General features: G+C 42.0%; 11 protein-coding genes. 7 read left to right on the top strand and 4 right to left on the bottom strand.

What is annotated here, in order from left to right:
- The first annotated feature begins 49 nt into the window (after positions 1 to 49).
- The 4 genes from B0682_RS02815 (at position 50) to msbA (ending at position 4,496) form a co-directional block, all read left to right on the top strand.
- A complete protein-coding gene (locus B0682_RS02815) occupies positions 50 to 1,168 on the top strand; it encodes a ParB/RepB/Spo0J family partition protein (RefSeq protein ID WP_078306576.1) in 1,119 nt (372 codons plus the stop codon).
- 259 nt (positions 1,169 to 1,427) lie between these two features.
- Complete coding sequence (locus B0682_RS02810) at positions 1,428 to 2,120, top strand: MotA/TolQ/ExbB proton channel family protein (protein ID WP_143823248.1); 693 nt, start codon at positions 1,428 to 1,430, stop codon at positions 2,118 to 2,120.
- 51 nt (positions 2,121 to 2,171) lie between these two features.
- On the top strand, positions 2,172 to 2,633 hold the full coding sequence (locus B0682_RS02805) for an ExbD/TolR family protein (protein ID WP_078306981.1): 462 nt from the start codon (positions 2,172 to 2,174) through the stop codon (positions 2,631 to 2,633).
- 159 nt (positions 2,634 to 2,792) lie between these two features.
- Positions 2,793 to 4,496, top strand: a complete 1,704-nt coding sequence (gene msbA, locus B0682_RS02800) for a lipid A export permease/ATP-binding protein MsbA (protein WP_411350838.1) — start codon at positions 2,793 to 2,795, stop codon at positions 4,494 to 4,496.
- Between the two features lie 214 nt (positions 4,497 to 4,710).
- Here msbA and rpsT read toward each other — a convergent pair whose 3' ends face one another.
- On the bottom strand, positions 4,711 to 4,977 hold the full coding sequence (gene rpsT / locus B0682_RS02790; RefSeq protein WP_078306574.1) for a 30S ribosomal protein S20: 267 nt from the start codon (positions 4,975 to 4,977) through the stop codon (positions 4,711 to 4,713).
- 362 nt (positions 4,978 to 5,339) lie between these two features.
- Here rpsT and B0682_RS02785 point away from each other — a divergent pair, with 362 nt between their 5' ends.
- On the top strand, positions 5,340 to 6,077 hold the full coding sequence (locus B0682_RS02785; protein WP_078306573.1) for an NAD-dependent epimerase/dehydratase family protein: 738 nt from the start codon (positions 5,340 to 5,342) through the stop codon (positions 6,075 to 6,077).
- Between the two features lie 67 nt (positions 6,078 to 6,144).
- A complete protein-coding gene (locus B0682_RS02780) occupies positions 6,145 to 7,440 on the top strand; it encodes a tRNA nucleotidyltransferase/poly(A) polymerase-related protein (RefSeq protein ID WP_078306572.1) in 1,296 nt (431 codons plus the stop codon).
- A gap of 122 nt (positions 7,441 to 7,562) precedes the next feature.
- Here B0682_RS02780 and B0682_RS02775 read toward each other — a convergent pair whose 3' ends face one another.
- The 3 genes from B0682_RS02775 to B0682_RS02760 all read right to left on the bottom strand — a co-directional run bounded on the left by B0682_RS02775 (position 7,563) and on the right by B0682_RS02760 (position 11,004).
- Positions 7,563 to 8,390, bottom strand: coding sequence for a tetratricopeptide repeat protein (locus B0682_RS02775; protein WP_078306571.1), 828 nt, complete (start codon positions 8,388 to 8,390; stop codon positions 7,563 to 7,565).
- Positions 8,391 to 8,951: 561 nt separating this feature from the next.
- A complete protein-coding gene (coq7, locus tag B0682_RS02765) occupies positions 8,952 to 9,626 on the bottom strand; it encodes a 2-polyprenyl-3-methyl-6-methoxy-1,4-benzoquinone monooxygenase (RefSeq protein ID WP_078306570.1) in 675 nt (224 codons plus the stop codon).
- Between the two features lie 46 nt (positions 9,627 to 9,672).
- The gene (locus B0682_RS02760; RefSeq protein WP_078306569.1) at positions 9,673 to 11,004 is read right to left on the bottom strand and encodes an MFS transporter; all 1,332 of its coding nucleotides are present in this window, start codon (positions 11,002 to 11,004) and stop codon (positions 9,673 to 9,675) included.
- Between the two features lie 210 nt (positions 11,005 to 11,214).
- Between B0682_RS02760 and B0682_RS02755 the strand changes: the two genes are divergently transcribed.
- Positions 11,215 to 14,403 (top strand): autotransporter assembly complex protein TamA, encoded by a 3,189-nt coding sequence (locus B0682_RS02755; RefSeq protein WP_158077845.1) that lies wholly within the window; start codon positions 11,215 to 11,217, stop codon positions 14,401 to 14,403.
- The last annotated feature ends 103 nt before the right edge of the window (positions 14,404 to 14,506 follow it).

Raw genomic sequence — 14,506 nt, 5'->3', positions numbered from 1 at the left:
ATGTGGTTATAAATTCATTATTCATATTTTGACTGAATAGGTAGTATTCATGGCAAAAAAAAGAGGTTTAGGCAGTAATCGAGGGTTAGATGCCTTGCTAGGCTCAATCAAGCGTGAAAAAACCATCACCACTGCATTGACAGACACATTGACAGACAATGCGTCATTAAATTTGCGTTTGGACACATCAAGCGATGACAATGCTCAAAGCACTGTTAACAGCGATTTTGTTACCAACGATTCTGTTAAAAGCGAGGTTGCCACCAACATTAAGCCATCGCTGGGCAAACGCAACAACTCTGCCAACGTCATCAACACCCCCAGCACAGATGTGGTGAATGATGCTGACATCAGTCTTATCAAAATTGACATCAGGCGATTACAGTCTGGCAAATATCAGCCCAGACGAGACATGAGTGAGCCTGCTTTGGCAGAGCTTTCTGAATCCATTCGCCAACATGGCATCATGCAACCCATTGTCATCAGACCGCTATTAGCCAACGAAGACAAAACCGATGGGCAAGTTACTCACGAAATCATCGCAGGTGAGCGACGTTGGCGAGCAGCAAAAATGGCAGGTGAAACACACATACCTGCCATCGAGCGGGTATTGTCTGATGAACTTGCCATCGCTTTGGCACTCATCGAAAACATTCAGCGAGAAGACTTAACCATCATGGAGCAGGCCGAAGCTTTGCAACGGTTTCATAGTGAATTTGACATGAGCCATGCCATGATTGCTGATGTGGTGGGAAAGGCACGCACCACAGTATCTAACTTACTGCGACTTAATCAATTACACGATGACATCAAAGTATGGCTAAACCAAGGTGATATTGACATGGGTCATGCCCGAACCTTGCTGTCATTATCACAAGAGCAACAACCCATCATTGGCAAAAAAATCATCGAACAAGCCATGACTGTCAGAGAAGCTGAAAAATTGGTGAAGTCGATTTTAAAACCAGAACGCAAATCTTCTGAACAAGCCCAACAACAACGGCATGGCCATGATATTGAACGGTTAAATCAACGTTTGTCTGACCATTTTGGGGCGGTGGTGAAACTGAAACAAAAAGCCAATGGTAAAGGCAGTGTGGAGATATTTTTTGATAATGCTGAAGAATTATCACAACTGCTGAGTCAAATGCACTACCAAGAAAGCTAGCAAAAGCTCTGGCAAAAAGATTGACAAGAATACTGACTAAACATGAAAAAACAGCAACACACTCTGTAACATTGGTTTATTCATTCACCAAAATACTTTATAATGCCATGTTTTAAAGCCTGTATTTGGCACAAAATGCTGTGAATGAAAAATACTGTGAATAAAATATGGGCATTGAATGCTGTGAATATATAAGCATTCATATTAAGCGTTTGATATTAAATCTATTGGGTTTAATGGGTCGTTAGGGTTTGGCATTATGTGGGAGTTGGTAAAAGCGGGCGGTTGGCTGATGACGCCTATTGTGTTGTGTTCAATATTGGCACTCATCATCATCATTGAGCGGGCAAGTCAATTACAGATGGATAAAGTTGCTCCTAAACGTTTGCGTGAACAATTGATTAATCGGCTTAGAGAAGCTGATGACATCAGTCGCACTCAGTTGATGAATGTTAAAGAAAAAAATCCGCTTGGTGATATCTTAGCCACAGGTCTGTTATATCGGCATTATGGTGTGGAATCGATGACCATGCACATGCAAAACCGTGCCAGTGTGCAAATCCATGCCCTAGAAAAAAACATCAATATGCTAGGAACAATAGGGGCGATTGCTCCGCTATTGGGGTTATTAGGGACGGTGCTTGGCATCATCAGCTCATTTTTAGCAATCAGTGATGTTACCATGCAAGACCCAACCATGCTGGCAGCAGGCGTGTCGCAAGCGTTGATTACCACAGCGGCAGGCATGATTGTTGCCATTCCTGCGTTGGTGGGTTATCGATATTTTCAGCGTCGCATCGTGGACATCAATGCTGAGTTTGAGACCCAAGCTGGGCTGATGATGCAAGAGTTGTATGATTTTAACTTGATGCCATCTTATGAACACCGCAGTTCAATGCCCATTGGGGCAGATCCTTTGTATGTCAGACCTGCTGACGCATCACACCATTAGTCAATCAATCATGATGAACCAATCATGACAAATCAGTTAAAAGGATGGCGTATGCGTTTTCGTAAACCTATCGTTGAACCTTTAGAAGTCAATTTAACGCCAATGATTGACTGTTTGTTGTTTTTGATTGTATTTTTACTATTGGCAACGTCATTTAATCACTTTAGTAAGCTGAACATCGTTTTACCCGAAGCACAGGGTGTGCCAATTGTGGAAGATGACAAACGCATTGAAGTGGCGGTACAAGAAGATGGCAGTTATTTGGTCAATGGCATCTCCTTGGCAGTCAGTAACGAAGCTGAGCTGATAAACATGATTCAGCAAGAAGCAGGAGATGATCGCAAATTGTTGTTTGTCATTGCTGCCGATGCCAATGCCACCCATCAATCGGTGGTCAGTGTCATGGATGTGGCGGGTAAAATGGGGTTTGTGAACATGAATATCAGCACCGTTGTGCCAGTCGGACAACTGCCAACCAGCACAAACCTCACTCCAACAACATCAACACCATAAACAAAACCGCCAATGCCATAAATTGCTGGTTTTTGTCGGTTTATGCCATCATTGGCTTATATATCATTGGGTTATATTCAGTCATCTATGCCACAGTTACCCCCTAAGATAAACGTTTTATATCGCTTAAGTTCTCCCAAACACCCTTTTCGTCGCTTGATGCGTTACGTCTATCCGTATTGGTGGGCAATGCTTCTTGTTACCCTTGGCTTTATCATCAACTCTGCCACAGAAGTCAGTATTGCCAAAATATTACAGCAAATTATTGATGCCATCGGTCAAAACAATCAAGCACAAATGTCATTGTTGCCTTTGTTGGTCATTGTGTTATTTGTTGCTCGTGGGCTAGGGGCGTTTTTGGGTAATTACTTTTCTGCCTTGATTTCTCGCAATTTGGTCTATGAACTTAGGGTGGCAGTTTTTAATAAATTATTGCGTTTGCCAAGTGGCTTTTATCTTAAAAATCCTGCAGGAACAATCTCGTCCAAACTGATTTTTGATGTGGAGCAGGTTACCGCTGCCAGTACAGACTCACTAAAGACCCTTATCCGTGATGGATTTACCATCTTTGGGTTGTTGGTCTATTTGTTGTATTTGAATTGGAAGCTCAGTTTGCTGTTGTTTTTGGTATTGCCGCCCATCATGGTGTTGGTGCGTTATGCCAGCAAACAGTTTTTAAATTTATCCAAAGGCATTCAGCAGACCATGGGTGAAGTTAGCCACATCAGTAATGAGGTCATTCATGGCTACCAAGTGGTTAAAAACTATGGTGGACAAGACTATGAACAGCGACGCTTTAATAAGGCATCTAAAAGCAACCTTGAGCAAGGGCTAAAAGTGGTGGTGGTTGCAAGCATCAACACCCCAATTATTCAGCTATTGTTGGCGATGGCTCTGAGTGCCATCATGTGGATTGCCATGCGTCCACAAGTGTTAAGTGGCATCAGTGCAGGTGAGTTTGTGTCCTATTTGGTGGCAGCAGGGTTAATCGTCAAACCTGTACAGAACTTAACCGACATCAATCAACGATTACAACGTGGGGTTGCTGCCGCTGAGTCGATTTTTGAGCTATTAGACCACCCTGAAGAAGAAGATTTGGGCAAACAAAGTCGAACCATAAAGGGAGTGATTGATTTTGATGGGGTCAGTTTGGTCTATGAAGACGGTACGACCGCCATTGATGAATTCAATTTACACATTGCTGAAGGAGAAACAGTCGCTTTTGTTGGGCGGAGTGGGGCAGGCAAGACTTCATTGGTCAACTTACTGACTCGCACGTTGCAACCGAACACAGGCAGTATCCGTATTGATGGTGTCTTGCTTAATGACTACAGTTTGGCATCACTTCGAAACCAAATCGCCATGGTCAATCAACAAGTGATTTTGTTTAATGACAGCGTCAAAAATAACATCGCTTATGGCAAACTTGCTGATAAAAGTGATGCTGAGATTCAGCAGGCGATTAAAACCGCTTATGCCGATGAATTCATTGCAAAGTTACCGCAGGGCATTGATAGCCAAATTGGGGCAGAAGGGTTGCAGCTGTCAGGAGGGCAGCGTCAACGTTTGTCGATTGCCAGAGCCTTGTTAAAAGATGCTCCGATTTTAATTCTGGACGAAGCCACCAGTGCATTGGACAATGAATCTGAACATTTTATCCAACAGGCGTTAAACAACGTCATGAAAAACCGCACCACTTTGGTCATTGCTCACCGTTTAACCACCATTGAAAAAGCGGATAAAATTGTGGTCATGGAGCAAGGCAAAATCATTGAGATTGGCTCGCATGACACTTTAATGAGCCAAAATGGCGTCTATTCCCAGCTTTATCGACGTAATTTTGATGAAAATTTGCCTGTTTAAATAATGTGGTTGATGTCAGTGGCTGATGACTGATGAAAAGTGTAAGTGTATTGTCATACTAAAAATACCAAAAATAACATAAAAATAGCCTAAGCAATTTTTAATATAACCAAACTCAAATTTACCATCAGAAAAAACGAAACCAAAATAAAATCGCCACAATAAAAAGGCTAACTCAAAGTCAGCCTTTTTGTCATACATCAAAAAATTAAGCTTACGATGCCAATGCTTTAACCGCTTTATTCAAGCGACTCTTATGACGAGCGGCTTTATTTTTGTGAATAATGCCTTTATCTGCCATGCGGTCGATGACAGGCACTGCTTTATTAAAAGCTTCTGTCGCCGCTGCATGGTCTTTATTGTCAATGGCAGCATTGACACGCTTGATGTATGTACGCACCATAGAGCGTTGTGATGCAGTATGCTGACGACGTTTGGTATTTTGACGGGCACGTTTACGAGCTTGTGCAGAGTTTGCCACGAGCGTCTCCTTTAAAGAATGAATGTGAGCATCTAAAAATAGATGGCAAAATAAAAATGATGCGATTGCTAAAACAGCAATGATAAACAAAGTGGTCATTTGCCAAGATTGTCGTGATATTGGTTTGATTGGGAATAATTCAACATCAAATCAAACACCAGCAACAATCAAAGTGGGTGATTATAACAAATTTTATACCCATCAACAAGACAGCCATCTTGTTTTTATTTTTAAGGTTGACACATTTTAAACGTTTTCATTTCAAAGCCATCAAATATGCGATACAATAATCTCTAACGGTTTTAGTCATTCAACAGCTTTAATCATTCATAGTGAATTAATTATAGTGAATCTTTTTTGTCATGCAAAAAAAAGCCATTATCATCGGAGCAACAGGGCTGGTCGGTGCTAAGTTGGTTGATCAGCTGATTGCTTTATATCAGACGGTGATTGTCATTGCTCGTACACCTCCCAAAAAAATGACCCCAACCACACATTTTTATCAGCTTGCCAACTTTGATCATTTGTCAGAGTTGTTTGCCAGTTTGAATGTTGATGGCAATACTGATGCCTTTAGTTGTCTTGGCACTACCAAAAAACAGGCAGGCAGTCGTGATGCTTTTTGGGCGATAGATTATGACATCAATCTGACTTTTGCCAAACTATGCCAACAAAAAGGGGTGGCACAATTTTTTTTGCTGTCATCTATGGGAGCGGATAAAGACAGTCGTTTTTTTTATAATAAAGTCAAAGGTGAGCTGGAAGATGCCATTAAACAGCTTGGGTTTGAATGTGTTTATGTGTTTCGCCCAGCACTGTTACTTGGTAAGCATAAGGGTCGTCCATTGGAGGCCGTCAGTCAAGGATTGTTTAAAATGGTGTCGCCACTTGTGCCACAAAACCTTGCCGTACGTCCCATTTCAGCAGGTCGAGTGGCAGCTGCCATGGCGATTACGGCACATCAATCGCATCAACGCTTGTCAAAACACAGACATCAAAACCAAAATGGCAATGGTGGTAATGGTAATAATGCACAAACCAATGGTTCAATAACTGTCATCAATAATCAGCAAATGCTGATGATGACCCATTTAAATTGATGGGTTTAAATGCAGGAGGCATTTAACCCCATGTTTTTAACCCGTGTTTTTAGGTTAGGGCAAATCCATGCAAGTGTATTTGGTTGGTGGGGCAGTGCGTGATGCTCTGCTTGGTCTTGACAATCAAGACCAAGATTATGTGCTTGTTGGTGCAAACGTTCAGCAGATGTTGGACTTGGGTTATTTACCCGTTGGGGCAGATTTTCCTGTGTTTTTGCATCCACAGAGTAAAGCAGAATTTGCCCTTGCCCGCACCGAACGTAAACAAGGCATGGGTTATTTGGGTTTTGAGGTGGACAGTCGTCCTAGCGTGACGTTGGCAGAGGATTTATTAAGACGAGATTTGACCATCAATGCCATGGCAATACAGCTACATGGGCTTGATGACTTAACTCCGATTGACGGCACAATCATTGATCCTTATGGTGGAAAGCAAGATTTGCAAGCACGTCGCCTTAAGCATGTGTCTGACGCATTTGCTGAAGACCCGTTGCGAGTGTTGCGAGTGGCACGCTTCTATGGGCGTTATAAAGGCATGGGCTTTGACGTAGATGACAGCACTTTAATGTTAATTTGTACCATGGTGGCATCAGGCGAATTAAACAGCCTTACCCGTGAGAGAGTGTGGCAAGAGACCAGCCGTGCGATGATGCAAGATTATCCCCATGCTTACTGGCAGTTGTTACAACACACCAATGCCATGCAAGTGATTTTTTCTGGCACATTCCCCACATTGGTTGATTTGAGCGATGATGGGTTGTTGGCGGTTGCTTTACGGTTGTGTGCTGATAGGTGCTTGAATTTATCACAGCGTTGGGCGGTGTTCACAGCGATGATGGCAAAAAGCCATGACGAGAAAACACATGACAAAACGTATGATAACAGCCGATTGAATACACAACAAAATCAATCTTTTAACCACAATACAGATGTCGATGCGTGGCAAATGATGATCCAAAAGTTGGATAAAAGCATCACAATCCCCAAAAAAATCAGCAAATTTGCTCAACTGACGGCTAAAAATGCCCTTATGATGGACAAACTGCTGATGCACACTCTACAGTCTGTTGCCATGACAGACTCATCAAATGTCAATACAAACGCAAAGTTATCCAATCAAGCTCAGATAATGACCGAATTTATCAACACCACCAAAGCCAATAAGGACGCTAAAACTTGGCAACAAATATATGATGTGCTGGCATTGATGAAACAAGCACAAATGATGGTACAAATGCAACATGCCATTAACGCATTTTGTGCGGTGGGCATGAATGACATTGAGCCAAATTTAAGCGGACAAGCCATTGGCAAGGCATTAAATGAAAAGCGGCAACAGCGGATAAGACAAACTTTGTCCTAACCTTTTTATAATAGACATGTTCATGTTCATGTTCATAAAAAATGGGCTTAATATCATGCGATGTTTTTTATAAACTGACGTTTCTTATACAACCCCAGTGATTAAAAAGTCAATTTTTAAAATCAATTAATTGGTTTGACATTGATGTCTGGAGCAGGGATATCCCAAATGCGAAATTTGCCCGCATCAACAATGGCAATTTGTTGAGCGATTTGGGCATTATTGGGGTGTTTTTTTTGTAGGCGATGTAGACGCTGTAAACCAGCTGACACATTATCTGCCATGATTTCTGCCTGTGCCATGGTCTGTTCAGCTTCCACCGACCCTTGATTGGCGGCGATGTCTAAGTATTTTTTGCCTTGTTTATATGCCCCACCTTCTGACAACAAAATACCATAAAGTAGATTGGCATCGACATCATTGGGTTTAAGTTTAATCGCTTTTGCCACGTAATTACTGGCAGCAACGGCATAATCTGACCCCATGTCTAAGTTGCGAGCCATTCCGTTAAGTTTGGCTGCACGCATCAACACATCATAAGACGCATTGGGAGCATCAGCAAATTGAGCAATCCATGTGGCATAAGCTTTAATGGTTTGACTGGTATGGTATTGTTGTGAGCGGTTGGGGAAATTGGGGGGATAGTGGCGAACGTTTGGCTCAATGTCTGCCAAAAATTCATCTAACAGCGACACGTCAATTTGAGCATTACCCGTGGTGCTTTGGTTTATCAATACTGTGGGAATAAAAGCCAAATCAGAGACGCTAACAGATGGTGTGGGAATGTTGGGCAATGTGCTGGGGTTAAGGGGCGTGCCTAACATTTGTATGGTTTGTGCGTTGGCATGGCTGGCGGTTATGGGGGTTATGGACACCAACAATGATAAAGCAGAAGCCGTTATCAACGCATTGATTTTATGAGATGTCAAGTTAAAAACTAAAAAGGGCATAAAAAAGTTGTCCTATTATCAAGATAAAATAAATGTCCAAATGAAAACAAGCCTCCCATTAAACACAAAAATGAGTGGGTTTTCCATTGTTAAGCTGTTACAAAACTGTATTCATTACTGTGTTCATTCTCTTAAGTTAAATGCTCTTGATTTAAGGCTCTGAATTTGACATACTCCCACCACCAAACCTAGCGGTTATGATGGGGGAATCTTTGCGACCCATAACAACCTCAATTTAGATTGAGTTGCTACCTTTCGTCATGCCACCATCGCTGAATAGTATCGGCATGAGGGAACTCTTTACACAGTAGCAAGTCCTGCCACATCAGCTAATGCTTGTGCTTTTTATGGTTCTTTACCATGTTTTTTACACCTAAATCTTCAAGTGCATGACTGGTGGCTTGGTTTTCGCAAATCAGTTTATGGGTGAATTTATGGTGTTTATGTTTATATGGTGTCAGTCTAAACGCTGGTTGCGTACTTTTTCATGAATACGAGCAACGGCTAATTTTTTGAAATATGGGTATAATTTAGCATTGTTTTTATTTAGTGTCTATGACATTAAAAATGATACGCCACTTGCTTCATGCGATTTGCCAGCCAACGCATGGTGATGCGGACAGGTAAAGACAGCTGACTGCCCCCATTTTCTAACGCCATGTGCCGATGCTCCAATTCTTCTTTATCCATCTGTTGTAAAATTTGGCGGCTGCGGTGGTCATCAATGGGCAGTTGTGCCACATGCTCTTGTAAATGTTCGCTGACTTGAGCTTCTGTCTCTGCCACAAATCCCAAACTAAATTCATTGGAGATGAATCCTGCCACTGCCCCTAGGCCAAACGAAAGCCCATACCAAATAGGTGTGAACACGCTAGAATGACTGCCAAGCTCGTCTAGGCGAGTTTCACACCAAACCAAGTGGTCAACTTCTTCTTGGGCAGCATGGTTCATGGCAGACCTGACCGCATCATTTTTGGCACTAAAGGCTTGTCCATGATATAGCCCTTGAGCGCATACTTCACCAGTATGATTAATACGCATCAATCCTGCCACATGGCGGGACTCTTGGTTACTAAGCTTAGGTAAGATGTCATCACTGACAGGCAAGGCTCTGGTGTGCAAATTGCTATGGGGAATGATGGCTCTTAGCGACTGGTCAAATTTTTGTATCAGTCGGTCATGTCCATTTAACTGACGCTTAGGTTTTGGTGAAGTTGTGCCATGATTGGCTGTCATAACGCCCCCCTTTAAAATCACTTAAAATCACTAAAATCACATCGATTTAAAACACATCGTCTGTGGTTTGAATGTTCATGCTACCAGCGTGTTTGTGGAGTTTTAGGTATAAAAACCCACCAAAAATCAAGTTTAACACACCTGTTATCAAAAACAACTGGGGCAGACTTAACGACAGCACTGATAAGACCATGATGGCAACAATGGCTGACGTTACCATAAAAATGGCGTTAAAAATATTATTCGCCCCAATCACACGAGCCCGATGACTTTTGGGGGCATAAGCCTGCATATAGGCGTATAACGGCACAATATAAATGCCCCCACTAAAGCCCAAAAAAAATAAATCCATAAATACTCGCACGCTGCCATCAACCGCCAAAAGCTCAGTGATGCCAAGTAACTTATCAGCAGAAATCTGAATGTCGCCAATGCCCCTTAATGAAAAAAACAAATTAATGGCAAACACACTCAAGCCTGCAATACCAAACGGCAACAACTTTAAGCTCACTTGGTTTTTGGTGAATTGCTTACAAAGCAATGACCCAATCGACACCCCAACCGAAAATAACCCCAACATAAAAATAACCACCACTTCATTGCCATGCAAAATCGTTTTACTAAACTCTGGCACTTGCGTTAAAAAGGTTGCCCCATAAAACCAAAACCAACTGTTGCCCAAAATGATAAAAAACAACAGCGGAAAACCATATAAAAATTGAATGGTCTGCCAGCTGGTGGTGATGATGTTCCAATTCACTGTCAAATTGGGCTGAGTGGCAGGTGTGTGAGGAATGTTTTTAGCACCCATCAACCCCACGATTGCCACCAGCACCACGGTGGTGCATATCCACACATAAGCATTGGTTAATTGGGTTAAAACCCCCGCCACAATCATGCCAAGCAGTATTGATAATGATGTTCCCATTTGGAACAAACCATTTGCCCCCACCAGCTCATCTTCGTGCATGACTTGGGGCAAATAGGCGTATTTAATTGGACCAAAAAACGTTGATTGTGTGCCTAATAAAAACAACGCCACAAACAACAACCAATACAGCTGCATAAAAAAACCAAAGACAGCAATCACCATGATGACAATTTCTAAAATTTTAATGTTTACCGTCAATTTGGACTTTTCGTATTTATCCGCCAACTGTCCTGCCAGCGCAGAAAATAAAAAATAGGGTAAAATAAACAACATCGCTGCCAGATTGTTTAAGGTGCTGATTTCCATGCCCATTTGGCTTGCGACATTGTAGGTCAACACCAACAGCAGGGCCTGCTTAAACAAATTATCATTAAATGCTCCCATAAACTGGGTAATGAACATGGACGTAAAGCGTTTTTTGGAAAATAATGCAAACTGACTGGACATGGTTGCCCCTACTGAATCAAACCAATGACGACACAAAAAACCAAATGAATTTTGAGAACATGAATAAAGCCAAGTAACCTGATGCTCAAGGTAGCATAAAGGTGGCTTTTTGGCTATGTTATCATGATGATACCTGTTAGAATGCAGACGTTTTATGCTTAAAACACTGATGCTTAAATACCAAAATCTCTAAACGATATGACTGATGCCATGACCAAACACCCACTTTATTTAATCATGAATTATCAACGACTTTCACGCCTTTTACCCACTTGCACAACAGGGCAATCATCAAGGCAGTTACGGTATGTGGGTATTGGTGTGCCTTTTGTGTTATTGGCAGTCATGCCAATCTCTGCCGTGGCAGTCATCGATGTGGCACAATCAGCAAATTTTGAACAAAAAACGGTAGAATTTAACCAGTTATTCACCCAAAATGATGGACAACAAAAGCCATTGTTAGATGATGCTCACGTTGATGAAACTTTAACGGCACTCAGGCTAAAACAAGCCGTTGAAGCAGGTATCATTGATGAAAAAGTGCTCGAAGACTATCGCAAAAACACATTAAAATCGTTGCAAAGCACTCAAACCGTCAGTCATGATGACGTGAATGCTCATAATGACGTGAACAGTAAAACCAATCAAGGGCAACTCATCAACATTGATGATAAGGGTGATGACAACGACAATAAGTATGGGCAAGACGATGATTTAAGCAACGACCTGCCAGCCGATGGTTTACCGCAAGCCAGCAGTTGGCAAGACTTACAACAAGCTGCCAAACACGCTCAAACTCAGCAGTATCACATGCAAAGCATTCAAGAGCTTGAACAACATGCTCAGCAAGTGGCGACTTATACACAAGGTTTGCTTAATTCGCCTAAGTCAGTGCCAGTTGCCAAACTTGATAATACAACACCCAATGTTCAACTGATAAAAGAAGACACATCAACCAATAAACTCTCTGAAACGGCTCAACAGATTAATGATGTTGTTGAGCAAAACCAACAAGACGTACAAACTTCTTTAGGACAATTTGGCTTTGAGCAAATCCAAGCTCACACTGAGCAAATTGAGCAACAGCCCCCCACAAACGCACCAAATCAAACAACACCAACAATAAATGTCTTTAAACGCTTATATGCCAATCTGTTTTCAGATGGTTATTTGCCGTTACCTAAGCTAGATGCCAATATTTATCTAAAAGTGCCCGCCAATGATGGCAACCCTGATAATGACCGATTGGTTAAAGTTGATACCAATAGCCAACCTGCCAAAAACATCAAGGCATCATTAGAAGATTTGTTTGTCGAATCGGTTGCTGATTTTAAAGCAGCATTACCCAAAATCAGAGAAACCGCCAAAAGTGCTGCCGAAGCGGTTGGCTATTATGACGTGCAGATGCAATTTGTGCAGACTGACAGCAACAGCATCGATGTCATCATCGACTCAGTGGGTGAACCTGTCATCGTTGATAAACGAGTGGTCGAAGTACGTAACATTGATGGCAGTGGTAAAGAGCCTTTAACTGCCATGCAAGATTATTTGCCGCCATTACAAGGCGAGGTATTCAATCATGGTATTTATGAAGCCAGTAAACAGGCAATTTCTCAGATGGGAAGTCGTTTTGGTTATTTTGATGCCAGCTGGCTAAGTCATTCTGTTGATATTGTGTTGCCTGATAACACCGCTGACATTGCCTTGCTATATGATGCAGGACAGCAATACGACTTTGGCGATGTGGTTTTTTTTACTTATGATAAAGACAGCCAAAAGCTGACCACTGACCCCAATAAATTGCCTGTAAAACCAGAATTATTACAACAGTTGCTTACCTTTAAAACAGGGGAAAATTATCATGCACCAGCGATAACCAAGTTTAGCAATGACTTGTCTGCCACCCGCTATTTTAATACGGTTAATGTGGAGACAGTGTTGCCACAGCGTGGTGTACAGGCTGGCATGCCATCGGAGACGACTACAGATGATGACAATTTAAATTTAGATGGTTTAAATCATGATAACTTGGATAATGATGCCCCAGATAATGGTAACTCAGATAACTTAGATGGCTTGGATGGCTTGGAAAACATTGCCCCCATTGAATTTGAAATTGACACTGACATCGAAAATAAACTGTTTGCCATTGAGCAAAAGGCACAGCAGTTATACAATCAGCCAGATGATAGGGTGTTATTGGAAGATGACACACAAAGCACCACTTTACTTGGTAAAATCAGTGATAAAATCAGCGACATTGCAGGCAAGCTTGACCCATTGCCTGATAATCGGTCTGAACATGTTGAACGTCCTGTGCTTGCCAATAAAATCACCCCTGAGCAGGTTTATGACAGTAAAAAAGTGCCTGTTTATGTGTATGTGCAAAGTGATAAGCCCAGAGATGCTCAGGTTGGTTTTGGTTATGGCACAGACTCAGGCATGCGATTGACAGGTCGCTTGGATTACAATCTGGTGAATCGAGATGGCTATCAAGCAGGTGTTCAAACGTCATTATCCAAAATTAATAAAAATGTCAGTGCCTATGTCAGCCGACCATGGAAGCACCCACTTGATGATACCATTAAGGCAAATGTCAAGTACGAAGAAGAGCTGATTGACCAAGGGTTTGGCTCGTTTAGTCTTCAGTCAAAATCCATCTTGGCAGGACTGTCACGCAATGTCATTAAAGATTCAGGTTGGAATAGAACCTATTCTATCCGCTATCGATATGACAACCTTAGCTCTGATATCGATGCGTCTTTTTATCGCAATTTACCCATTCGCTTTGCTGCTGGTAATGATACCCAGCAAGCGTTGCTTTTTGGTTATGGCTTAAGCAAAACTGAAGCTGATGACCCCATCAACCCAAATTTTGGGATGCGTCAGTATTATTCTATCGAAGGTGGGGCAAAGTCGATGCTGACTGATACCAACATGATAATCGCCAAGGCTGGTGTGAGTGGGGTGTATGGTTTTGGTGAGGGCTTGAAACATCAAGTCATCGGTGGCTTAGATGGTGGCTATATTTGGGCAAAAGATTTTTTTGAAGTGCCTTATAAGCTAAGATTTTTTGCTGGGGGTGATCAAAGTATTCGTGGTTATGATTATAACAGCTTATCACCATTAGAGTTTGATTATCTGTATGGTGGACAAGTATTGGCAGTGGCCAGCTTTGAGTATAACTATGAATTTTTCCCCGGGTTTCGTGGTGCGGTATTTACTGACGTTGGCAATGCTTATGATGCTCATTTCACCACCGATACCAAAGTGGGGGCTGGGTTTGGCATTCGTTGGGCATCACCAGTTGGTCCTGTTCGGGTGGATTTGGCCGCTGGCGTGAGTGAAAATGACCCACCCATTCGTTTGCATTTTTTTATTGGCTCACCATTGCGATGACTGTATTGGTTTATCGTGGTTGGGCATCATTTTTATCGTTGTTATGTCATCGTTATGTCGTTGGCTTGTCATTGCGACACATCGCAAAAAATGGCAGATGCTT

This window comes from Lwoffella lincolnii, from assembly GCF_002014765.1.
Classification (GTDB): Bacteria; Pseudomonadota; Gammaproteobacteria; order Pseudomonadales; family Moraxellaceae; genus Psychrobacter; species Psychrobacter lincolnii.
Note: the sequence above shows the minus strand (reverse complement) of the source record. Positions and strands in the feature narration are given on the sequence as shown.

Coding starts and splice junctions, on each gene's coding strand:
- coq7 (WP_078306570.1), bottom strand. CDS start 9,626: ATGACAGCCAATCATGGCACAACTTCACCAAAACCTAAGCGTCAGTTA.
- B0682_RS02785 (WP_078306573.1), top strand. CDS start 5,340: ATGCAAAAAAAAGCCATTATCATCGGAGCAACAGGGCTGGTCGGTGCT.
- B0682_RS02810 (WP_143823248.1), top strand. CDS start 1,428: ATGTGGGAGTTGGTAAAAGCGGGCGGTTGGCTGATGACGCCTATTGTG.
- B0682_RS02805 (WP_078306981.1), top strand. CDS start 2,172: ATGCGTTTTCGTAAACCTATCGTTGAACCTTTAGAAGTCAATTTAACG.
- msbA (WP_411350838.1), top strand. CDS start 2,793: ATGCGTTACGTCTATCCGTATTGGTGGGCAATGCTTCTTGTTACCCTT.
- B0682_RS02780 (WP_078306572.1), top strand. CDS start 6,145: ATGCAAGTGTATTTGGTTGGTGGGGCAGTGCGTGATGCTCTGCTTGGT.
- B0682_RS02775 (WP_078306571.1), bottom strand. CDS start 8,390: ATGCCCTTTTTAGTTTTTAACTTGACATCTCATAAAATCAATGCGTTG.
- B0682_RS02760 (WP_078306569.1), bottom strand. CDS start 11,004: ATGTCCAGTCAGTTTGCATTATTTTCCAAAAAACGCTTTACGTCCATG.
- B0682_RS02815 (WP_078306576.1), top strand. CDS start 50: ATGGCAAAAAAAAGAGGTTTAGGCAGTAATCGAGGGTTAGATGCCTTG.
- B0682_RS02755 (WP_158077845.1), top strand. CDS start 11,215: ATGACCAAACACCCACTTTATTTAATCATGAATTATCAACGACTTTCA.